Consider the following 20,203-nt stretch of genomic DNA (forward strand, 5'->3'; position numbering starts at 1 on the left):
AGGAGTCGCCGATGACACATTGGATTGCAGGTTCGTGGGTAAGTGGGGATGGCGATGAACTGGTCTCTACTGCGCCGTACAGTGATGAGGTTATTTGGCGCGGCCACAGCGCCTCAGCTGAGCAAGTCGACTTGGCTGTGATAGCGGCACGACAAGCATTTTTTACGTGGAAAAAAACCACCCTGCCTGAGCGTGAAGCCATCTTGACGCGCTTTGCGGATCGGGTCCGCGCTGACAGTGAGCGCATCGCCAGTGTGATCGCTGAGGAAACTGGCAAACCGTTGTGGGAGACGCGCACTGAGGTCGCCGCCATGGTGGGCAAGGTGGCCATTTCTATTCAGGCCTACCAAGCGCGGACTGGGCAACATCAACGAGAAGCCAATGGCAGTCAAGTTGTGCTTCGTCACCGCCCGCATGGGGTCATGGCGGTATTTGGCCCTTATAACTTCCCTGCACACCTACCAAATGGGCACATCGTCCCTGCGCTTTTAGCGGGTAATACTGTGGTGTTTAAACCCTCGGAACTGACACCGAAAAGCGCTGAGGTCGTGATGCAACTGTGGCAGGAGGCAGGATTACCCGCCGGGGTGATTAACCTAGTGCAAGGGGGCAAAGGCATTGGGGTTGCTCTCGCGCAAGCACAAGGAATTGATGGCGTGCTGTTTACTGGCAGTGCGGATACGGGACACTTATTGCATCGCCAGTTTGCAGGTCAGCCGGAGAAAATGTTGGCACTTGAGATGGGGGGAAATAATCCGTTGGTGGTTTCAAGTCAGTTTGGTGAGCTGTCATCGAGTGTGTACACGATACTGCAGTCGGCTTTTCTGAGTGCAGGACAGAGATGTACCTGTGCGCGTCGATTGATTGTGCCGTATGGCGACCGCGGCGATGAGTTGCTCGAGGCGGTTGTTAAGGCGACAAGCAAGCTGATTATAGGGTCACCGTTCGATGATCCGGCTCCGTTTTTGGGGCCACAAATTTCCTCGCAAGCCGCCGAGCGGATCCTTGAGCAGCACGATAAACTGATATCCATGGGGGGACAGTCACTGCTGCAGGCTAAGTCCTTGGGCTATGCATTTGTCTCTCCCGGTATTATCGATGTGACCGCGATTGGTGCGCTGCCCGATGAGGAGTACTTTGGGCCACTGCTACAGGTGATCCGCTACGATAATTTAGAGCGCGCTGTGGCGATCGCTAATCAGACTCGCTATGGCCTATCGGCGGGATTGATTTCAACCGATGATGGTGAGTGGGACTACTTTATTGACCACATCCGCGCTGGGATCGTGAATCGTAATCGCCCCCTCACTGGTGCCAGTGGTGACGCGCCGTTTGGCGGTCCCGGCGCATCGGGTAACTTACGCCCGAGTGCCTATTATGCCGCGGATTACTGCGCTTACCCGATGGCCTCGATGGAGGGCGATGAGCCAGTGCTGCCTGCAACGCTCAGTCCAGGTATTTATCTTGATGATTTAGGCTAAGAGCTTGGTGCGGCGCATTCTTATTTGATATCGGTGATAGGAGGTTATATGCATCCTGAAAATCGTGTTACCGCACTGTTTGAGTGGCTATGGCGCGACTACACGGCTCGCCTGTGCCCCTCAGCGGCTCGTATTCATCAGTTGCTTGAAGAAGACGCACCACTTATTAACGACCATATAGCACTGAGAACGTTTGATCTTGACCCGGTTAGTCTTGAGACGCTGGCCAGGCCGTTTTTGGCTCTGGGTTATGAGCCCGGCGGTGACTATCTGTTTAGCGCTAAGAAGCTGTTCGCCAAGCACTATGAGCACCCAGACCCAACTCTGCCTAAGGTGTTTATCAGTGAACTCAAGGTGCAAGAGTGCTCCGAGTCCCTGCAAGCGATTGTGGCCAAGTTAATCGCGCAGATCGAAGTGGATAAACTAAAGGGTGCAGAGTTCCTTTGTGCGGGGCGATTATGGTCGCTCAGTTACCGTGACTATCAGCAGTTGGCACAGGAAAGTGAATATGCGGCTTGGTTGGCGGCACACGGTTATGGCGCCAATCACTTTACGGTCAGTGTTAACCAGCTCAAGCGCTTTGGTGAGGTGAGTGAGGTCAATCAGCATCTAGTCGAAGCGGGATTTATCATCAACCAAGCTGGTGGTGAGGTGAAAGGCTCACCGGATGTGTTGCTTGAGCAGTCGTCAACCATGGCTGATAAAGTCGTGGTGGCGTTTGATGATGGAGAGTTCGAGATACCCGGAGGGTTTTACGAGTTTGCTAAGCGTTACCCAACCGTGAGTGGTGGGCTTTATTCCGGCTTTGTCGCCGCATCGGCAGATAAGATTTTTGAGAGTACCGATCAATAACTATGCCCTTGCTGGGGGATTGGCAAGGGCATAAAAAACACCAAGCCGAGGTGGCTTGGTGTTAAAGGTTTTACAGCGGTTAGCTTAGCGCGTACCGTAAACCACGATAGTCTTACCGTGGGCAGAAATCAGGTTCTGCTCTTCTAGCATCTTCAGGATGCGACCTACCGTCTCACGAGAACAGCCAACAATCTGACCAATCTCTTGACGAGTGATCTTGATCTGCATGCCGTCTGGGTGAGTCATTGCATCAGGTTGTTTCGCTAGGTTAAGTAGCGTCTGTGCAATGCGGCCAGTTACGTCAAGGAAGGCCAGATCACCTACTTTTTGGCTTGTCACCTGAAGGCGGCTTGCCATCTGCGCAGAAAGGCGCATTAGGATATCTGGGTTGACTTGAATTAGCTGGCGGAATTTCTTAAACGAGATCTCCGCAACTTCACATGGTGATTTAGCACGTACCCAAGCAGTACGCTCTTGATCTTCTTCGAAGAGACCAAGTTCACCGATGAAATCACCTTGGTTAAGGTAAGAAAGGATCATCTCCTTACCTTCTTCATCTTTGATAAGTACCGCTACAGAGCCTTTTACGATGTAGTACAAAGTTTCTGCTTTTTCACCAGCGTGAATCAGCGTGCTCTTTGATGGGTACTTATGAATATGACAGTGTGACAAGAACCATTCTAACGTTGGGTCGGTTTGAGGTTTACCTAGAACCATAAATATATCTTCCTCTGCAGGGTATGCTTGCTGCTATCCATATTGCGCTAAGCCTTGACTAGGATAGTAGCATAAGTGCTCACGACACATGCTGCAAGCTATCTTGTAATTCATACGAGATAGTACCGTTTTTCGGCGACGATTTCTTGATTTTGATGGGGTAAGTTGACCGAAATTTACCCATATTTTGTGCACCTGATCACGTACTGAGAAGTCAGTATGGTGAATGGCCACAGTTATCCTATTTTCCCAGTTTCGATCAGTTGCTGCAGGATAGGGCGCACGATCAATTCCATCGCAAAACTCATCTTACCTCCCGGCACGACGAGGGTGTTGTGCCGCGACATAAATGAGCCATCAATCATCGCCAATAAATAAGGGAAGTCGACATTCTTGAATCCGCGCAGACGGATGACGACAAAGCTCTCATCAAGGCTCGGGATGCCCTTAGCGTTAAGTGGGTTTGAGGTATCGACCGTGGGTACACGCTGGAAGTTAATATGAGTGCGTGAAAACTGCGGCGTGATGTAGTTGAGGTAATCGTCCATCGAGCGCACGATAGAGTCCGTCACCGCCTCTCGCGAGTGGCCACGGTCACGGGTGTCACGGACAAACTTCTGGATCCACTCAAGGTTGACGATCGGTACCATGCCAATCAAAAAGTCGACGTGCTTGGAGACGTTGACCTCACCATCGACCACACCGCCGTGCAACCCCTCATAGAAGAGTACATCGGTGTCATCGGCGAGCTGCTGCCAAGGGGTAAACGTGCCTGGCATCTGGTTGTAAGGTACCGCCTCATCAAAGGTATGTAGGTAGCGCCTAACCTCACCTTGTCCCTCCTCGCCATAACGACGAAAAAACTGCTCCAAAGCCGGAAAGTCGTTGGCTTGTGGGCCAAAGTAGCTGATGTGTTTGCCTTGTTCGCGCGCTTTGCGGATTTCAACATCCATCTCTGGGCGGGTAAAGCGGTGAAAGCTGTCGCCTTCGACCCATGCAGGCTTAACGTCCATCATGTTGAACATCTTGCGAAAGGCTTCTGACGTGGTGGTCGTCCCGGCGCCCGAGGAGCCGGTCACCGCGATAATCGGATGCTTAGCTGACATGACATTCCCTGTCTTAAGTAGTTATATCTTTTGAGAAACTAACCTTAGCGTACCCATGGTTAAATGGCGAGAAGCGGGATTAGAATTTTCGAACTTGGATATCGACGGTGTTATGTAGCTCTGAAAACACGATCACCGCTTGGCCGTTACGGAGCTGATCTTTTACCTGCTCGACCTTGTGATCTAGGCTTATCTCCTGCGCACCGTAATCGGTGCCTTCACGTAACACAAACTCACGCACTAGGTTATCTAGAGTCTCTGTCTCTATCTCTTGCCACGGAATGATCATGACGACCTCTCTTGTTGCTGATCATTAATATTGCCCAAGCTTCCCTATGTGTGATGAGAGAAAACTTGGGCTCAGTGGCCGCTATTATGCCGTTTTTGCTAGGCATTCGTAATAGGCAGGCAGTGCCTCTTCCAGCCAAAATGTCGGTTTTAGCAAGCTGCCGCTGAGAAAGCCGACATGACCGCCGTGCTCAAACAGCCGATAATCGATGTTGCTAGGCAGGATAAATTTCGGGATCACTTCATCGGTCATAAACGGATCATCTTTGGCGTGGATGATCAAGGTCGGGATGGTGATCGCCTTGAGATGATTGATACCAGAGCATTGCTGATAATAATCTTCGGCATCTTTGAACCCATGCAGAGGGGCGGTGATCAAGTCATCAAAGTCTTGCAGGCGCGTGACTCGCTTAATGCTCTGGTAAGTGACTTTTAACTCGCCCTTGATAAGGTGGTGCTTATGCAGGGCGTTACGCTTGAGTGAGCCGAGAAGGTAGTTGCGATAAACACGAGAAAAGCCTTGCTCAATACGATTAGAGCAGGCAGCGAGGTCGAGAGGAGCTGAGACAATGGTCGCGGCGTCAATCAAGGATTGGTCTTGATACTTCGCCAGATAATTGGCCAGCATGTTACCGCCAAGCGAGATCCCGACCGCGACCAGTTGGTTAGTGGGAAACTGCTGACGGACTGTTTCAAGAAACAAGCGTGCATCTTCGGTCTCGCCGGAGTGATACGCTCTGGCTTGCAGGTTCGGTTTGCCGCTGCAGCCACGAAAATGCATCATCACCGACAGCCAGCCATCATCGGCAAAGGCTTTCATCAAGCCATTGGCATAGGGACTGTAAAAACACCCCTCAAGGCCATGGAATAGGACGAAGATAGGCTTGCTTTTTGCCATTTCGGTATCGGGTTGCTCACTCCAGGCGAGATCGAGGAAGTCGCCGTCTGGCGTGGTCAGCGTCTGCCAGATCGGCTCAAACAGCGCCTTTTTGCGGATCATCCGTGGTAGTAAAGTTTGAGCGTGTGGGTTTTTCAACCCTGTTGCGGCAATGAATTGTGGCATATTGCAGCTGTCCTTGTTGCTTGGGTTGACTGGCTGATGCATTGGTAAAAACAGTTTTTAACGCAATGGTGAGCCTGACAACGCGTCCACTGGCTTAGCAAAGGCCGTCTGTAGATGCTCTGCACCAAGATGCTTACAGTACGTTAGTGTAAGGCTCTCTTCGCTGCCCTGTGATAGTGGCAGGTGATTGATGCAGTCGACCAGGTCGGCTTGCTGTTGTCTTTCTAATTGTAATTCGAACTGTAGTGCTTCTCGGTACAGTGTATCGTTAGTTGTGGTCTTAAGCTTGCGACGTAACCCACGATAGCTGTGTAGCAGGCTCTCAGTACGCGCAAGGCTATGCTCTAAGGCCTGCCAATCAGGCGATTGAAGGGTGAGTTGCTGCTCATCGAGCCATTTGAGGGCGATGAGCAGGTTAACGTTACCTTGATGGTGGTTTTGCAGGGCAAGGCAGGCGTCTTTGACTTCTCGGTCACCATAGTAGTCGAGGCTAAACTGCCACAACTGCTCTAGGGTGAGAAGGGGGGATGCCTGCTGTTGATTCATGCTGCGTTGAATTCCTGTTCCATCTGCTCGAGCTGCTCTTGCAAGTCCATCCATTCGAGCTCTACCTCTTCAAGTTCAGACTTGGCGCTAGCTTGCTCGGCAAGCACTTTATTCAGCTTCGGTTTGTTTTCTGCCTCATACAGGCTATTGTCCAACAACTGTTGCTCGGCCAATGAGACGGTTTCGCCTAACTTATCCATTTTCTGCTCAAGTTTTGTCAGAGTTTTGCGAAGAGGTGCAGTTTGTTTACGAAACTCAGCTTCACGACGCTTTTGCTCTTTTTTCGCGGCGGCACTTTGGCTGTTGTCCTTTACCGGTTGCTCTGCCTGAGCCTCTTTACGCTCTATTTTTTGTTGCTCCGTCAACCATTTGTAGTAATCGGTTAGGTCGCCGTTAAATGGCGCCACCTGTTTATCATGCACCAGGTAAAGATCATCGGTGGTCGCACGCAGTAAGTAGCGGTCGTGGCTGACGATCACCATCGCCCCCTCGAAGGTTTGCAGCGCAAGCGTCAATGCCTGACGCATATCCAAGTCAAGGTGGTTGGTCGGCTCATCGAGTAGCAGTAAGTTGGGCTTTTGCCACACGATCAGCGCCAATACAAGGCGGGCTTTTTCACCACCGGAGAAGGGAGCCACTGGCTCAAGTGCCTTGTCACCTTGAAAGCCAAAGCTACCAAGATAGTCGCGCAGTTGCTGCTCGGTTTGATCCGGCGCGATCTGCATCATATGTTGCAGCGGCGTCTCTTGCGGATGCAGGGTCTCAAGCTGGTGTTGGGCAAAGTAGCCGATCTTCACGCCTTGCGAGTAGGTGAGCTCACCACCTTGCGCGTTAAGCTCGCCTGAGAGCAGCTTGATCAAGGTTGACTTACCAGCGCCATTGCGACCCAAAAGACCAATACGGCTGCCAGGGACGAGGTTAAGACGGATCTTCTCAAGGATCAGATTGTTGTCATAGCCCGCAGCGACATCATCCATCATCATGATTGGATTGGGCAGCGCCGCAGGCTCGCGAAACTCAAAGCTAAATGGGTTATCAAACTGCGCCGGGAGGACTTTTTCCATCTTCTCCAATGCCTTAATTCGGCTCTGCGCTTGGCGTGCTTTGGAGGCCTTATAGCGGAAGCGGTCGATGTAGCTTTGCATGTGCGCCATCTGCTTTTGTTGCTTTTGGAACATGGCTTGCTGTAGCACTAGCTTTTGCGCGCGTTGATCCTCAAACGACGAGTAGTTACCCGTGTACTCGTTGAGGTTCTGATTCTCAATATGAATGATGCGATTAACGATCGGGTCGAGGAAATCGCGGTCGTGCGAGATTAGTACCAGCGTGCCAGGGTAGCTTTGTAGCCAGCGCTCAAGCCACATCACGGCATCGAGGTCCAAGTGGTTGGTTGGCTCATCGAGCAGCAGCAGATCAGAGCGACACAGTAGAGCCTGAGCAAGGTTAAGGCGCATGCGCCAGCCCCCGGAAAACTGCGTTAGGTTCCACAGCATTTGATCTTGGCTAAAACCGAGACCATCAAGCAGCTCAGCCGCTCGCGCTCGAATCGTGTAACCGCCAATGGTCTCAATCTGACCGTGCAGATCCGCCACCAATGTGCCGTTGTCGGCCTGCTCGGCTTCAACCAGGCGCTCTTCTAACTGGCGAAACTCGCGATCGCCGTCGATCACGTATTCGATCGCGCTGCGATCAAGTGCTGGGGTTTCCTGCGCCACCCAGGCGAGCTCCCAGTGCTTGGGCTGCTGGAAATTACCGGCATCGATCGACAGCTCATCTTTCATCAGGGCAAACAGAGTTGATTTGCCACAGCCATTTTTACCGACTAAACCCACTTTATCCCCTGGGTGGATAGTGGCTGATGCTTGGTCAAGAAGCGGCTTTCCACCGCGAAGGAGTTGGATATCGGTAAAGGTGATCATGATGTCTTCGTTCTTAATCTGGCAATCTAAAGGTCGCTTGCTGACGCACTTGGCGAGCACAAAAGTCGATTCTATCTTAATTTCGGGTATGATGAGAGCGATTAAGGAAAAAGAAGTAGGGCTCAAGGAATGACCCAGCAGGACAAACAAACTCGCTTACCCTCCAATCCCGATCCCCATAAAGGCGGCGCTCACCAGCGCGTGCTGGTGATCTATGCACACCCAGAATCTGAGCAATCCATTGCCAACCAAGCCGCCATCGAGGCGATTTCCGATCTAGACCACGTCACCATTCACGACCTCTACGCCGTCTACCCTGACTTTTTTATTGATGTCAAAGTTGAGCATCAACTACTTATCGAGCATGACGTGATCGTGTTCCAGCATCCACTCTATATGTACTCATGTCCTGCCCTGATGAAGGAGTGGCTTGATCGCGTGTTGGGTAAGGGGTTTGCTTTTGGCGGTGACTGTGCGCTGGCAGGTAAGGTTTGGCGCAACGTGATCACCACGGGCGGCAAACAAGAGGCGTTTGGCACCCAAGGCTATAACAAATACCCAATGGAGCAGATCCTCCAGCCCTTTGAACTGGTTGCGTCTCTGTGTTTGATGGACTGGATTGAGCCGTTGGTACTGTATTGGGCGCACAACGTCAGTGATGCGCAGCGCCATGCGCACGGTCAGGCATATCGCCAGTGGTTATTGAGTTTTCGTCCTGAGCGGGGGGAGAGTTAATGGTGGCTGAGTCGAGCTTTCTCACCAGTAGTGTAGTGTTTCTATCGGCAGCGGTCGTGATGGTGCCATTGGCCCAAAGGCTAGGTCTTGGCTCAGTATTGGGTTACCTGCTTGCAGGGATCATGATTGGTCCATGGGGGTTGGGGCTTATTACCGACGTAGATTCGATTCTTCACTTCTCTGAATTTGGCGTGGTCTTGCTGCTGTTTTTGATTGGCTTGGAGCTTAATCCGAAAAAGCTGTGGCAGATGCGTGGCCCGATTATTGGCTTGGGCGGCGCCCAAGTAGCGGTGACCAGTATTGTTTTAGCCGCGCTGTGTTTTCTGGCCAGTCTTAGCTGGCAAGCGAGCCTAGCGGTGGGGATGGGGCTCACCCTGTCGTCGACCGCGATTGCACTAAAGATCATTGAAGAGCAGGAGCTTACGGCCAAAGAGGCGGGGCAATCGGGATTTGCGGTGTTATTGTTTCAAGATATCGCGGTGATCCCTATGCTGGCTCTGTTGCCCGTATTAGCGGGTAATACCTCTGGCAACTGGCTAGATGCACTTTGGGTTTTGCTTGGGGTAATCGCTATGGTGGTGGCGGGGCACTTTTTGCTCCGTCCCCTGTTTCGCTATGTGGTCCACAGCGGGGTCAAAGAGCTATTTACCGTCGCGGCGCTGCTGGTGGTAATTGGTATCGCGCTGGTGATGCAGCAGATGGGACTCTCGATGGCGCTGGGCACCTTTCTCGCGGGTGTGCTTCTGGCGGAAAGTGAATACCGCCACGAGCTAGAGATCGCGATTGCGCCATTCAAAGGCCTACTACTTGGGCTGTTTTTTATTGCTGTGGGGATGGCGGTTAACCTTGGCCTACTGCTGGAGGTGCCACTTGAGATCTTATTGTGTGTCACGTTACTGGTGGTGTTTAAAGCCGCAATCCTTTATCTGCTTGCTCGCTTTGCCAGAGTGAGCTCCAAGGCGCGCAGCAAGATGGCGGTGATCTTGAGCCAAGGTGGCGAGTTTGCGTTTGTGATTTTTGCTGCCGCTGGCAGCCAAGGCTTGCTTGAGAGTCAACTGGTGGCGTTTCTCCTGCTCGTAGTGAGTTTATCTATGGTCACCACGCCACTGGCATTAATGGCGCAAAGCTACTGGTACGCGCGCAGGCTCAATCGTCTAGATGAGGAACCTGAGGAGCCGGGGGTGATTAACAAGCAGCCGAGGGTGATCATCGCAGGCTTTGGTCGTTTTGGTCAGGTGGTTGGGCGCCTGATGTACGCCAATAAGATCAAAGTGACCGTATTAGAGAGTGATGCCAGCCAAATTCAATTGCTGCGCCAGTTTGGTTACAAGGTGTTTTATGGTGATGCCACCCAGCTTGATCTGCTACGCGCAGCGGGCGCAGAAACGGCAGAGGCGATCATTGTCTGTACCGACTCGCCGGATGAGATCTTGGCGGTAGTGGAGCTGTGTAAGCAGCAGTTTCCTAACCTCAAGGTGCTGGCCCGGGCGCGCAGCCGTGTAGAAGCCTATCAGTTGCTCAATGCCGGGGTAACCGCATACTCGCGAGAGACCTTCCACAGCGCGTTGGATCTTGGCCGCCAGACGCTGGTGGAGCTGGGTATGCACCCTTATCAGGCCAAGCGTGCTGAGGCGCACTTTCGCAAGCTCGATCACGCGATGCTTAAAGAGCTTTTGCCGGGGCACAGTGATGAACAGCAACTGGCACAGAGGGCGAAAGAGGCGCGTAAGGAGCTGGAGGAGATCTTCGGTCGTGAGATGGATGATGACAAGCACTCGCGACACTATTGGAAGAGTGAGTAAAGGTATGAAAAAAAGATTTATTGCCGGAGCAAGTTGTCCTGAGTGTCAAAACGTAGACAGCCTGCGCTGGTGGATTGAGAATAATATTGAGTGGGTAGAGTGTGTTGAGTGTCAGCACAAGGCGCAGAGAAGCCCGAAATCACTAGAGCAAAGTCCCCAATCTGAGCAACAAATGATCGCGATTTTTAAACCAGATTGATTGAGTTTCCTAATTTGATCCCCATAATAGCGGGGAATCCAATTTTTTATGTCTGAGCGTCTTGCTCAGCCTAACCGCCCTGGAGCCGTTATGAATATTGAAAAGAACGTAGTAGTAAGCCTAGCTTATCAAGTAATTACTGAAGATGGTGTTGTTGTCGATCAATCTACAGTTGATGCACCACTTGATTACCTACACGGTCACAACAACCTAATCGTAGGTCTTGAGAAGCAGCTTGAAGGCAAAGCGGTGGGTGAGAAGTTCTCTGCGACGGTAGCGCCTGAAGAAGCTTACGGTGAGCACAATGATGACCTAGTGCAGCGTGTTCCTGCAAATGTGTTCCAAGGTGTGGATCAAATTGAGGTAGGCATGCGCTTCCTAGCGGATACTGACCAAGGCCCAATCCCAGTAGAAGTGACTGAGGTTGACGGTGACGAAGTGGTGGTTGACGGTAACCACATGCTAGCAGGTCAAACGCTGACGTTTGAAGTTGAAGTTGTTGCAGCGCGTGCTGCAACAGAAGATGAGATCGAACACGGTCATATTGAGAGAAAAACAGGCTGCTGTGGCGGAAACGGTGATGCAGAGGATCACGAGTGCTGCGGTGGCAAGGGTGAGTGCGGTAATGGTGAAGAGTGCTGCAGCGCGCACTAATATCGCTAGGTATCACCGACTAGACTGATGAACAACGCAAGCCAAATGGCTTGCGTTTTTTTATCTGTTCCGAGCGAGTTTGCCTCTATGTGGCGAACTCGCTATGCTGTTTGACCACCCGTTATCTATCTGGAGTGATTATGCCGATCTCAATAGCCATCCATGGCGGAGCAGGAACCATCTTACGTCATCAAATGAGTCGTGCACTGCAGACAGAGATAGAGGCCGCCCTAGATAAAGCCCTGCTCGCGGGCTATCAAATCCTGCTTGATGGGGGCTGTGCGATTGATGCGGTGGCCTGTGCGGTCAAGGTGCTTGAGGACTGCCCACACTTTAATGCTGGACATGGTTCAGTCTTGACGCATCGTGAGATGGTTGAGATGGATGCCTCTATCATGAGTGGTCGGGGGAAGTTGGCTGGAGCGATTGCCGGTGTGCGCCATATTCGTAACCCAATCGAGCTTGCCAAAAGCGTTATGCAAGACAGCCAACATGTGTTTTTGGTTGGCGAGGGCGCGGAGGCATTCGCCTTTGAGCGCGGTTTTACCTATACCGAGCAGGACTATTTTTACACCGACCGCCGCTATGACCAGCTGCAAAGCATGAAACAAAAAGGTCTGTTTGCGCTCTCTGAGTCGAGTTACCCCGACGATAACAAGTACGGCACGGTTGGGGCGGTGGCATTGGATGAAGAGGGCAACCTTGCCGCGGCCACCAGTACCGGCGGGATCACCAATAAGCAGTATGGTCGAGTCGGTGACTCGGCAGTGATAGGTGCTGGTACTTGGGCAGAGAATGGGGTGGTCGCTGTGTCGACAACTGGGATGGGGGAGCACTTTCTGCAAGAGAGTGTTGCCAGCGACGTCGCCGCTCGAATTCGCTATCTTGGTGAAAATGCGGGGCAGGCGGCAGAGCAGATCATTCATGGGCCACTTAAACATCGCGGCGGAGAAGGCGGTTTGATCGCGATGGATCCAGAGGGAAATCCCTACTTTGTGATGAACAGTTTAGGTATGTATCGCGGGGCGATCACGTCCGACGGCGAGCGCGAGATTAAGATCTACGCAGATCAAGATTAATCATCATACAAATTCAGCGACTTAAATGGTGATTACATTTATATGATTAAAAAATGACTGCATAGTGATCGATTCGGTGCTAGAATCCATTTTTAACTAGCAATCAGACTTGGAAAGATGGGAAATAACGTAGTCGTTCTAGGCACCCAATGGGGTGACGAAGGTAAAGGTAAAATTGTTGACCTTTTAACTGAAGATGCAAAGTACGTGGTTCGCTACCAAGGCGGTCACAACGCAGGTCACACTCTTGTTATTGACGGTGAAAAAACCGTTCTTCACTTGATTCCATCAGGTATTCTGCGTGATAACGTAAAATGCGTTATCGGCAACGGTGTAGTTCTTTCTCCAGAAGCGCTACTAAAAGAAATGAAGCCTCTTGAAGAGCGTGGCATCCCAGTGCGCGAGCGCCTTTTCATTTCTGAAGCATGTCCACTAATTCTTCCTTACCACGTAGCTTTGGATCAAGCGCGCGAAGCAGCACTTGGTAAAAAAGCGATTGGTACAACAGGTCGTGGTATCGGTCCTTCATACGAAGACAAAGTTGCTCGTCGCGGTTTGCGCGTTGGCGACCTATTCGATATGGAAGCATTCGCTGAGAAGCTGAAAGTAGTGATGGAGTATCATAACTTCCAACTAGTCAACTTCTACAAAGCAGAACCAGTAAGCTATGAAGACGTACTTGAGCAAGCTAAAGGCTTCGCTGAGCTACTGACTTCTATGGTTATTGACGTAACTGACGAGCTTGATGCAGCGCGCAAGCGTGGCGACAAGATCATGTTCGAAGGTGCGCAAGGTACACTATTGGACATCGACCACGGTACTTACCCATTCGTAACCTCTTCTAACACGACAGCTGGTGGTGTTGCTGCAGGCTCTGGTTTTGGTCCTCGTCATATCGGTTACATCCTTGGTATCACTAAGGCGTACTGTACTCGCGTGGGTTCAGGTCCATTCCCGACTGAGCTTTACGATGGTCTAGACAAGCAAGACCCAATCGGTAAGCACCTGGGTGATGTTGGCCACGAGTTTGGCGCAACAACAGGTCGTCTACGTCGTACAGGTTGGTTTGACGCTGTGGCGATGCGCCGCGCAATCCAGATCAACTCTATCACTGGTTTCTGTCTAACTAAGCTTGACGTTCTAGATGGTCTGGAAGAGCTAAAAATCTGTACTGGTTACAAGATGGCAGACGGCTCTATCCTAGAAGTTTCGCCAATGGCTGCTGAGTCATTCGAGCAAGCGACTCCAATCTACGAAACCATGCCAGGTTGGTCTGAGACGACCTTCGGCGCGACGTCAATCGACCAGCTTCCACAAGCGGCTCTTGACTACATCAAGCGTATCGAAGACCTAACAGGCGTGCCTGTTGATATCATCTCTACCGGTCCTGACCGTAACGAGACAATCGTGAAAGTACATCCGCTTAACGACTAATTTGTCGTCAAGTAGGTATCTGAAAGCCAGCGTGTTATCGCTGGCTTTTTTGTACCCTAAGATCAGAAGCGAGAGTCGAAATCGGGCTTTGCCCTGCGAGTACGCTGCGCTCGAGGTGGTGCAAGACTTGACAGCAGTGACAAGGGTTGGAAAATTTTTCTCGCCTCTCGCCTCTCGCCTCTCGCCTCTCGCCTCTCGCCTCTCGCCTCTCGCCTCTCGCCTCTCGCCTCTCGCCTCTCGCCTCTCGCCTCTCGCCTCTCGCCTCTCGCCTCTCGCCTCTCGCTACGGCAATTTATTGCCACTTTGAGCTAAAGTTGCGCTGCCGAGTGCCGATAACTCTATCAAGTCCGATGGTATTTCTTCGTCGGGAGTGTTTGAGTGTATAGATCTGGGAAAGAGTGATGTTATGAGGCTAGCAAAATTTGCGACAACGGCTTTGCTGCTGGTCAGTAGCCAGTGGGCGGTGGCCGGTCTCGATCAGGTGGGCGAGCCTGTGCCTATCTACTCTGAAACTGAGCTGATCTCGCTGATTGAACAAAACAAGCACCTTGAGCGGGTGAGGGCGGATAATTGTCAGCTGGTAGAGGACATTGTTGCGCGCGCGACGCGGATTAACTTGCCGACCTATGAATTTCTTTACGGCGATATGCTCGCCTGGGGCGTGTGTGTCGAGCAAGATGTCGAGCTTGGTCTTTATTACATGGAAAACGCTGCCCACCAAGGTTTGCCTACCGCGCTTGAGCAATTAGGTCGTTACTATTCTCGCGGTACGCTGGTTCAGCAAGATCAGGAGCGGGCGATCCCGTATCTTCGAGAGGCGGCCTCAATGGGTAACCTCAATGCCCGTATCCAGTTGGCTGAGTTGCTGCTGGGTAACTACGGAAGTCCATTGGATTATGAGGATGCCTATCGCTGGCTGTACAATTCGGTCACCGCGGATCAACGCACCCACCGACGGATCTCGCTGTTACGCCAGGGCCTAGAGCAACGCATGCCGGACAACATTATTGCCCGAGCCAAGCTGCGTGAGACGCGCTGGTAGCCAAGCGCACCACAACCCAAGCGCATTAGAAGTTATAGAATGAAGAAAAGCCGACGAGAACGTCGGCTTTTTGCCCTCTAGTCGATGATCTTGTGTGGGCCGAAGCATTCATAGTGGATCTGATCTGATCGCAAGCCAAGGTCGAGTAGCTGTTTAGCGACGCTTTGCATAAAGCCAACTGGGCCACAGAAATAAACTTGGGTATCGGGATTGGTCAGCGCATTTTGTACGCGGCTAAGGTCGATCATCCCCTCAAACTGGTAATCGTGTGCCTGACTGTTTGTGGTCAGTGGTTGGTTGTACCAAGTGTAGGCGTTGATGTGCGCATATTGCTGTGCCAGAGCGTTTACATGCTGGCGAAAGGCGTGTTGGTCTCCATTGCTGGTAGCATGCAGCCAAGTGACCGGTGCGGCATGGTCAGTTAGGCTCTCTAACATCGCAAGCGTCGGAGTCAGCCCTACGCCACCAGAGATTAATACCACCGGATTATCTGGCCGTGCATTAAGGAAAAAATCCCCTGCTGGCGGGGCAAGCTTGACGATGTCGCCAAGATTGAGCTGTTCATGGAGGAAGTTTGAAACCTGGCCATCTCCCTCTCTTTTGACACTGATGCGATATCGATCGCTACGCGGTGCACTCGATAGGCTGTATTGGCGGATTTCCTGATTCTCAAGCAGACTAGATTGGATGTAGATACCAATATATTGACCGGGCTTATAACTTGCTACAGGCTGACCATCAACCGGCTTAAAGACAAAGCTGGTGATAAGCTCACTCTCTTTGGTCTTCTCGACCAACTCGAACTCTCTTAACCCACGCCACCCGCCTTCGATAGTATCCATCTGTTGATAGATTTGCTCTTCACGCTGGATAAAAATGTCCGCCAGTAAAGCGTAAGCCTCTCCCCAAGCATCAAGCACCTCTTGGCCTGGTGCAAACAACTCATCAATCGTTGCCAACAGGTGCTCACCCACGATGGCGTATTGCTCAGCGGTGATCAAAAAACTGGTGTGCTTGTGGGCAATCTTCTCAACGGCTGGCAATAGTGCCTCAAGGTTGTCGATATTGTTGGCATAAGCACACACGGCATTAAACAATGCCTCGCGCTGTGCGCCATTACTGTCTTGGTCTTCTTTTTGGTGGCTCATGTTAAAAATGTCTTTGAGCTCAGGGTGGTGGCTAAAGAGACGGGTGTAAAAGTGGGCGGTCAGTTTGGGTCCTGTTTGCGCCAGTAACGGGGCAGTGGATTTGACGATCTCAATGGTTTGATTGCTGAGCATAGTGGCTTCCTTTAAAACTCTGATATGACTTAACTTTAAACGTGTATTTATTATGTATGTTTAAAGTTGTATCCGAAATGTATCTTTTGATCAAGAAAAGCTTTACACTTTTTGCCATTAATGAGGATAGCAGCATGCACTTAACCAGCTTTACCGACTACGCGCTTCGCACCCTGATTTACTTGGCATCATTGCCTCAGGGTGAGTTGACCAACATTACTCGTGTGACTGAGTTGTTTGGTGTGTCGCGTAATCATATGGTCAAGGTGATCAATCGCCTCGGGCAGCTTGGTTATATTGAGACAGTGCGTGGTAAAAACGGCGGGATACGCTTACTGCTACCGGCCCAAACTATCACGGTGGGTCAGGTGGTTCGAGATATCGAGCCGATGACGCTGGTCAATTGCTCGGGTGAGTTTTGTCATATCACGCCGGCCTGTCGTCTCAAAGAGGCTCTAGCCACTGCCAAGCTTGCATTTCTTGCCGAGCTGGATGATTGCTCAATTCAGTCTCTGATTGATGATAACCAGCCACTTGTGACCCTTCTCGAGCTATAGAAACTCTAGCATCACCAGTTTTCCAAACCATTTCGTGGAGTTAGCTATGTTATACTAGCTCCATATCTCCGAACTAATTTAGGCCTGCCTATGTCTGATAAGAGTCATCAAGACCCTTTTGCTGATCGCGAATCACAGAACTATGAAAACCCTATCCCGAGCCGAGAATTCATCCTTGATTATCTCGAGCGTGCGGGTGTACCAATGAACCGAAATGACCTGTTTGATGCTTTGGAGCTCAACGGTGAAGATCAATATGAGGGCCTGCGTCGCCGCCTACGTGCTATGGAGCGTGATGGTCAGTTGGTGTTTACCCGTCGCCAATGCTACGCGTTGCCAGAGAAACTGGAGATGATCAAAGGCTACGTGATCGGTCATAAAGATGGCCATGGCTGGGTACGTCCTGAAGGTAGCGTAAAGAAAGAGGACGATATTTTATTGCCTCATCATCAGATGAAGAGCCTGATCCATGGCGATTTTGTGTTGGTGCAACCGACCGACAACAGTAAGCGTGGTCGCCGAGAGGGTCGTCTGGTGCGCGTGCTTGAAGAGCGTAACACCCAAATTGTTGGCCGCTTCTTCCTCGAGTATGGCTACTCTTACGTGGTTCCGGATGACTCACGTATCAGCCAAGATATCCTGATCCCGAATGAGCACAAGGCAGGCGCTCGGATGGGTAATGTGGTGGTGATTGAGATCACCGACCGTGGCTCGCGTACCCGTGGCATGATGGGCAAAGTAATTGAGGTACTTGGTGAGAACATGGCGCCGGGCATGGAGACCCAAATTGCCATCCGCACCCATCAGATCCCACACGAGTGGCCACAAGAGGTGGATAAGCAGATCGCCAACTTAGGCGAGGAAGTGCCAGAAGAAGCCAAAGTTGGCCGCGTTGACCTACGTAAGTTGCCTTTGGTGACCATTGATGGTGAAGATGCGCGTGATTTCGATGATGCAGTCTTTTGTGAGGCGAAGAAAAGTGGTGGTTGGCGCCTATGGGTAGCGATTGCCGATGTCAGTTATTATGTGCGCCCAGATACCGCTCTGGATAAAGAAGCTATCGAGCGTGGTAACTCGGTCTACTTCCCATCCCAGGTAGTGCCGATGCTTCCAGAGGTGTTGTCGAATGGTTTGTGTTCACTGAACCCACAGGTGGATCGCTTGTGTATGGTGTGTGAGATGACTATCTCTGCCGCGGGTAAGCTGTCGGGTTATAAGCACTATGAGGCGGTGATGAACTCGCATGCGCGCCTAACCTACAATAAGGTTGGTGCCATCCTAGACGGTGATGAGGAGCTACGCACGCGCTATGAGCCGTTGATTGGCCACCTTGAAGAGCTGCACAAGATGTATAAGGTGCTCAAGCAAGCCCGTGACCAACGTGGTGCGATTGAGTTTGAGACCACTGAGACCAAGTTTATCTTTAACGCTGAGCGTAAGATTGACCGCATTGAGCCTGTAGTACGTAACGACGCGCACAAGATCATCGAAGAGTGTATGATCTTGGCCAATATCGCCTCAGCCTCTCTGGTAGAGAAGGCCAAGGAGCCGGCACTGTATCGTATCCATGAATCACCGGGTGAGCTTAAGTTGCAGGGTTTCCGTGATTTTCTAAGCGAACTTGGTCTTGAGCTCAAAGGGGGACTAGAGCCTTCGCCGACCGATTATGCCGAGCTTGTACACAAAATAAGCGAGCGTCAAGACAAAGAGCTGATCCAGACCATGCTGCTGCGCTCGCTTAAACAAGCAGTGTACAACGCGGACAATGCTGGACACTTTGGTTTGGCACTCAAGCGCTACGCGCACTTTACCTCGCCAATTCGCCGCTACCCGGACTTGCTCTTGCACCGCGCGATTAAGTACCTGATTGCCAAAGAGGCGGGTACGAATAAAGATCGCTGGACACCGACCGGCGGCTTCCACTATTCGTTTGACGATATGGATGTATTTGGTGAGCAGTGCTCAATGACCGAGCGCCGCGCCGATGATGCGACGCGTGATGTCGCTGACTGGCTCAAGTGTGAATATATGCAAGACCACGTGGGTGAAGAGCTGGAAGGGGTGATTGCTAATGTCACCAGTTTCGGCTTCTTTGTCCGTCTGACTGAGCTGCATATCGATGGCCTAGTGCATATCTCATCGTTGGCTAACGACTACTATCAATATGACCCGATTGGCCAGCGTTTGATTGGTGAGAGCTTTGGTAATATCTACCGACTTGGTGATGCCGTTAAGGTTAAGGTGCTATCGGTTAATCTGAATGATAAGCAAATTGACTTTGAAATGGTCGAGACAAGTCGTAAGCTACGCGGCAAAGGCAAGACCGCCAAGAAACGTGCCGCTGAGGCACAGAAGAAAGCCAAAGCGAAAAAGCGCGCCGCGACCAAGCCAGGTTCGAGACAAAAAGCGGTGCCGCTGATTGAGCCAACGGTGCGTCCTGATGGCAAAGAAGATGCCAGCGCAAAACCGGCCAAGGGCAAGAAAACCAGCAAGGGCAAGAAAGTGCGTCGCAAGAAGAACGCGCGACCAGTCCGCGGTAAGAATTAGTTAGAGAGCAGAATATGAGTAACGAATTTATTTATGGTATCCACGCAGTCAAGGCTGTGCTTGAGCGTGAGCCAGAGCGCTTTATTGAGGCATTTGTCCTTAAAGGTCGTCAAGATGATCGCCTGATGCCGATCCTAACCGAGCTACAAAACTGCGGCGTGTCACTGCAGCAGATGACGCGTAAGACGCTTGACGATAAAGCTCGTGGTGCCAACCACCAAGGGATCATGGCGCGCGTGAAGCCGGCCAAACAGCTCAATGAGAACGACCTAGATGCGATTCTGGCCAAGCACGATCAGCCACTGTTACTGATCCTCGATGGCGTGACTGACCCACACAACCTAGGTGCGTGTCTGCGTAATGCCGACGCCGCGGGCGTAGCAGCTGTGATTGTGCCAAAAGACAAGTCAGCGCCGCTGACCGCGACCGTGAGCAAAGTGGCGTGTGGCGCCGCTGAGGCAGTGCCTTTGGTGCGCGTGACCAACCTGGCGCGCACCATGCGTGCGATGCAAGAGCAGGGCGTGTGGATTGTGGGTACGGCTGGTGAGGCAACGCATGATATCTACCAAGCCAAGCTGACAGGCCCGCTAGCGATTGTGATGGGTGCAGAGGGCGATGGTATGCGTCGCCTGACGCGTGAGACCTGTGATGACCTGATCAAGATCCCGATGGCGGGCAGCGTGTCGAGCCTGAATGTCTCAGTTGCCTCTGGCGTGTGCCTGTTTGAAGCGGTGCGCCAGCGCCTAGCTTAAGCGGCCATTTGTCTCCCCCTTAGAGATGAGGGGGAGACTTTTCCCTCTGTTATATCCCTGTTTTTCCACACTCCAAATTTTTTCCGATTAATTTTCACCCACCCCTTGCATGGGATTCTGTGATCTGTATAATGCCCCGCACTGGTTAAG

General features: G+C 51.6%; 19 protein-coding genes. 12 read left to right on the forward strand and 7 right to left on the reverse strand.

The genetic code is table 11. The annotated features are described in order from the left end of the window. Positions 1–11 precede the first annotated feature (11 nt). On the forward strand, positions 12–1,481 hold the full coding sequence (gene astD / locus ACSTTG_RS18490; RefSeq protein WP_438475803.1) for a succinylglutamate-semialdehyde dehydrogenase: 1,470 nt from the start codon (positions 12–14) through the stop codon (positions 1,479–1,481). A gap of 48 nt (positions 1,482–1,529) precedes the next feature. Next, positions 1,530–2,333 (forward strand): DUF1338 domain-containing protein, encoded by an 804-nt coding sequence (locus tag ACSTTG_RS18495; protein WP_438475804.1) that lies wholly within the window; start codon positions 1,530–1,532, stop codon positions 2,331–2,333. Between the two features lie 84 nt (positions 2,334–2,417). Here ACSTTG_RS18495 and crp read toward each other — a convergent pair whose 3' ends face one another. The 6 genes from crp to ACSTTG_RS18525 all read right to left on the reverse strand — a co-directional run bounded on the left by crp (position 2,418) and on the right by ACSTTG_RS18525 (position 7,972). After that, complete coding sequence (crp, locus tag ACSTTG_RS18500; RefSeq protein ID WP_004410522.1) at positions 2,418–3,050, reverse strand: cAMP-activated global transcriptional regulator CRP; 633 nt, start codon at positions 3,048–3,050, stop codon at positions 2,418–2,420. A gap of 236 nt (positions 3,051–3,286) precedes the next feature. Then, the gene (locus tag ACSTTG_RS18505) at positions 3,287–4,156 is read right to left on the reverse strand and encodes a phosphoribulokinase (protein ID WP_438460544.1); all 870 of its coding nucleotides are present in this window, start codon (positions 4,154–4,156) and stop codon (positions 3,287–3,289) included. 79 nt (positions 4,157–4,235) lie between these two features. Then, the gene (locus ACSTTG_RS18510; protein ID WP_438460543.1) at positions 4,236–4,445 is read right to left on the reverse strand and encodes a YheU family protein; all 210 of its coding nucleotides are present in this window, start codon (positions 4,443–4,445) and stop codon (positions 4,236–4,238) included. An 84-nt stretch (positions 4,446–4,529) separates the two neighbouring features. Next, positions 4,530–5,507, reverse strand: a complete 978-nt coding sequence (locus ACSTTG_RS18515; RefSeq protein WP_438460542.1) for a hydrolase — start codon at positions 5,505–5,507, stop codon at positions 4,530–4,532. 57 nt (positions 5,508–5,564) lie between these two features. Then, positions 5,565–6,053 (reverse strand): TIGR02444 family protein, encoded by a 489-nt coding sequence (locus ACSTTG_RS18520; protein ID WP_438460541.1) that lies wholly within the window; start codon positions 6,051–6,053, stop codon positions 5,565–5,567. Continuing rightward, on the reverse strand, positions 6,050–7,972 hold the full coding sequence (locus ACSTTG_RS18525; protein ID WP_438460540.1) for an ABC transporter ATP-binding protein: 1,923 nt from the start codon (positions 7,970–7,972) through the stop codon (positions 6,050–6,052). The genes ACSTTG_RS18520 and ACSTTG_RS18525 overlap by 4 nt, the downstream gene beginning before the upstream one ends. 129 nt (positions 7,973–8,101) lie before the next feature. Between ACSTTG_RS18525 and kefG the strand changes: the two genes are divergently transcribed. The 7 genes from kefG (at position 8,102) to motX (ending at position 14,917) form a co-directional block, all read left to right on the forward strand. Next, a complete protein-coding gene (kefG, locus tag ACSTTG_RS18530) occupies positions 8,102–8,707 on the forward strand; it encodes a glutathione-regulated potassium-efflux system ancillary protein KefG (protein WP_438475805.1) in 606 nt (201 codons plus the stop codon). Next, positions 8,707–10,509 carry a glutathione-regulated potassium-efflux system protein KefB gene (kefB, locus tag ACSTTG_RS18535; RefSeq protein WP_438475806.1) on the forward strand — a complete coding sequence of 601 codons (1,803 nt, stop codon included), beginning with the start codon at positions 8,707–8,709 and terminating at the stop codon, positions 10,507–10,509. Before kefG ends, kefB begins: the two co-directional genes overlap by 1 nt. 4 nt (positions 10,510–10,513) lie before the next feature. Further along, on the forward strand, positions 10,514–10,708 hold the full coding sequence (locus ACSTTG_RS18540) for a YheV family putative zinc ribbon protein (RefSeq protein WP_438460537.1): 195 nt from the start codon (positions 10,514–10,516) through the stop codon (positions 10,706–10,708). 90 nt (positions 10,709–10,798) lie between these two features. Continuing rightward, positions 10,799–11,362 (forward strand): peptidylprolyl isomerase, encoded by a 564-nt coding sequence (gene slyD / locus ACSTTG_RS18545; RefSeq protein WP_438475807.1) that lies wholly within the window; start codon positions 10,799–10,801, stop codon positions 11,360–11,362. A gap of 134 nt (positions 11,363–11,496) precedes the next feature. Then, positions 11,497–12,441, forward strand: a complete 945-nt coding sequence (locus ACSTTG_RS18550) for an isoaspartyl peptidase/L-asparaginase family protein (RefSeq protein WP_438460621.1) — start codon at positions 11,497–11,499, stop codon at positions 12,439–12,441. Between the two features lie 117 nt (positions 12,442–12,558). After that, entirely contained in the window at positions 12,559–13,875 is a 1,317-nt protein-coding gene (locus tag ACSTTG_RS18555; protein ID WP_438460535.1) for an adenylosuccinate synthase, read from the forward strand. 406 nt (positions 13,876–14,281) lie between these two features. Further along, on the forward strand, positions 14,282–14,917 hold the full coding sequence (motX, locus tag ACSTTG_RS18560) for a flagellar protein MotX (protein ID WP_438460534.1): 636 nt from the start codon (positions 14,282–14,284) through the stop codon (positions 14,915–14,917). Positions 14,918–14,994: 77 nt separating this feature from the next. Here motX and hmpA read toward each other — a convergent pair whose 3' ends face one another. Then, a complete protein-coding gene (gene hmpA / locus ACSTTG_RS18565) occupies positions 14,995–16,197 on the reverse strand; it encodes an NO-inducible flavohemoprotein (protein ID WP_438475808.1) in 1,203 nt (400 codons plus the stop codon). 134 nt (positions 16,198–16,331) lie between these two features. Between hmpA and nsrR the strand changes: the two genes are divergently transcribed. From nsrR to rlmB, 3 genes are all read left to right on the forward strand, one after another. Then, positions 16,332–16,754 (forward strand): nitric oxide-sensing transcriptional repressor NsrR, encoded by a 423-nt coding sequence (gene nsrR, locus ACSTTG_RS18570; RefSeq protein ID WP_438460532.1) that lies wholly within the window; start codon positions 16,332–16,334, stop codon positions 16,752–16,754. 90 nt (positions 16,755–16,844) lie between these two features. Then, positions 16,845–19,301 carry a ribonuclease R gene (gene rnr, locus ACSTTG_RS18575; protein ID WP_438475809.1) on the forward strand — a complete coding sequence of 819 codons (2,457 nt, stop codon included), beginning with the start codon at positions 16,845–16,847 and terminating at the stop codon, positions 19,299–19,301. A 14-nt stretch (positions 19,302–19,315) separates the two neighbouring features. Beyond that, positions 19,316–20,053 (forward strand): 23S rRNA (guanosine(2251)-2'-O)-methyltransferase RlmB, encoded by a 738-nt coding sequence (gene rlmB, locus ACSTTG_RS18580; protein ID WP_438460530.1) that lies wholly within the window; start codon positions 19,316–19,318, stop codon positions 20,051–20,053. Positions 20,054–20,203 lie beyond the last annotated feature (150 nt).

This window comes from Vibrio glycogenivorans (assembly GCF_051660965.1).
Lineage (GTDB): Bacteria > Pseudomonadota > Gammaproteobacteria > Enterobacterales > Vibrionaceae > Vibrio.

Bases quoted from the DNA above. Each gene is read 5' to 3' on its own strand.
- astD (WP_438475803.1), top strand. From the start codon at position 12: ATGACACATTGGATTGCAGGTTCGTGGGTAAGTGGGGATGGCGATGAA.
- ACSTTG_RS18495 (WP_438475804.1), top strand. From the start codon at position 1,530: ATGCATCCTGAAAATCGTGTTACCGCACTGTTTGAGTGGCTATGGCGC.
- crp (WP_004410522.1), bottom strand. From the start codon at position 3,050: ATGGTTCTAGGTAAACCTCAAACCGACCCAACGTTAGAATGGTTCTTG.
- ACSTTG_RS18505 (WP_438460544.1), bottom strand. From the start codon at position 4,156: ATGTCAGCTAAGCATCCGATTATCGCGGTGACCGGCTCCTCGGGCGCC.
- ACSTTG_RS18510 (WP_438460543.1), bottom strand. From the start codon at position 4,445: ATGATCATTCCGTGGCAAGAGATAGAGACAGAGACTCTAGATAACCTA.
- ACSTTG_RS18515 (WP_438460542.1), bottom strand. From the start codon at position 5,507: ATGCCACAATTCATTGCCGCAACAGGGTTGAAAAACCCACACGCTCAA.
- ACSTTG_RS18520 (WP_438460541.1), bottom strand. From the start codon at position 6,053: ATGAATCAACAGCAGGCATCCCCCCTTCTCACCCTAGAGCAGTTGTGG.
- ACSTTG_RS18525 (WP_438460540.1), bottom strand. From the start codon at position 7,972: ATGATCACCTTTACCGATATCCAACTCCTTCGCGGTGGAAAGCCGCTT.
- kefG (WP_438475805.1), top strand. From the start codon at position 8,102: ATGACCCAGCAGGACAAACAAACTCGCTTACCCTCCAATCCCGATCCC.
- kefB (WP_438475806.1), top strand. From the start codon at position 8,707: ATGGTGGCTGAGTCGAGCTTTCTCACCAGTAGTGTAGTGTTTCTATCG.
- ACSTTG_RS18540 (WP_438460537.1), top strand. From the start codon at position 10,514: ATGAAAAAAAGATTTATTGCCGGAGCAAGTTGTCCTGAGTGTCAAAAC.
- slyD (WP_438475807.1), top strand. From the start codon at position 10,799: ATGAATATTGAAAAGAACGTAGTAGTAAGCCTAGCTTATCAAGTAATT.
- ACSTTG_RS18555 (WP_438460535.1), top strand. From the start codon at position 12,559: ATGGGAAATAACGTAGTCGTTCTAGGCACCCAATGGGGTGACGAAGGT.
- motX (WP_438460534.1), top strand. From the start codon at position 14,282: ATGAGGCTAGCAAAATTTGCGACAACGGCTTTGCTGCTGGTCAGTAGC.
- hmpA (WP_438475808.1), bottom strand. From the start codon at position 16,197: ATGCTCAGCAATCAAACCATTGAGATCGTCAAATCCACTGCCCCGTTA.
- nsrR (WP_438460532.1), top strand. From the start codon at position 16,332: ATGCACTTAACCAGCTTTACCGACTACGCGCTTCGCACCCTGATTTAC.
- rnr (WP_438475809.1), top strand. From the start codon at position 16,845: ATGTCTGATAAGAGTCATCAAGACCCTTTTGCTGATCGCGAATCACAG.
- rlmB (WP_438460530.1), top strand. From the start codon at position 19,316: ATGAGTAACGAATTTATTTATGGTATCCACGCAGTCAAGGCTGTGCTT.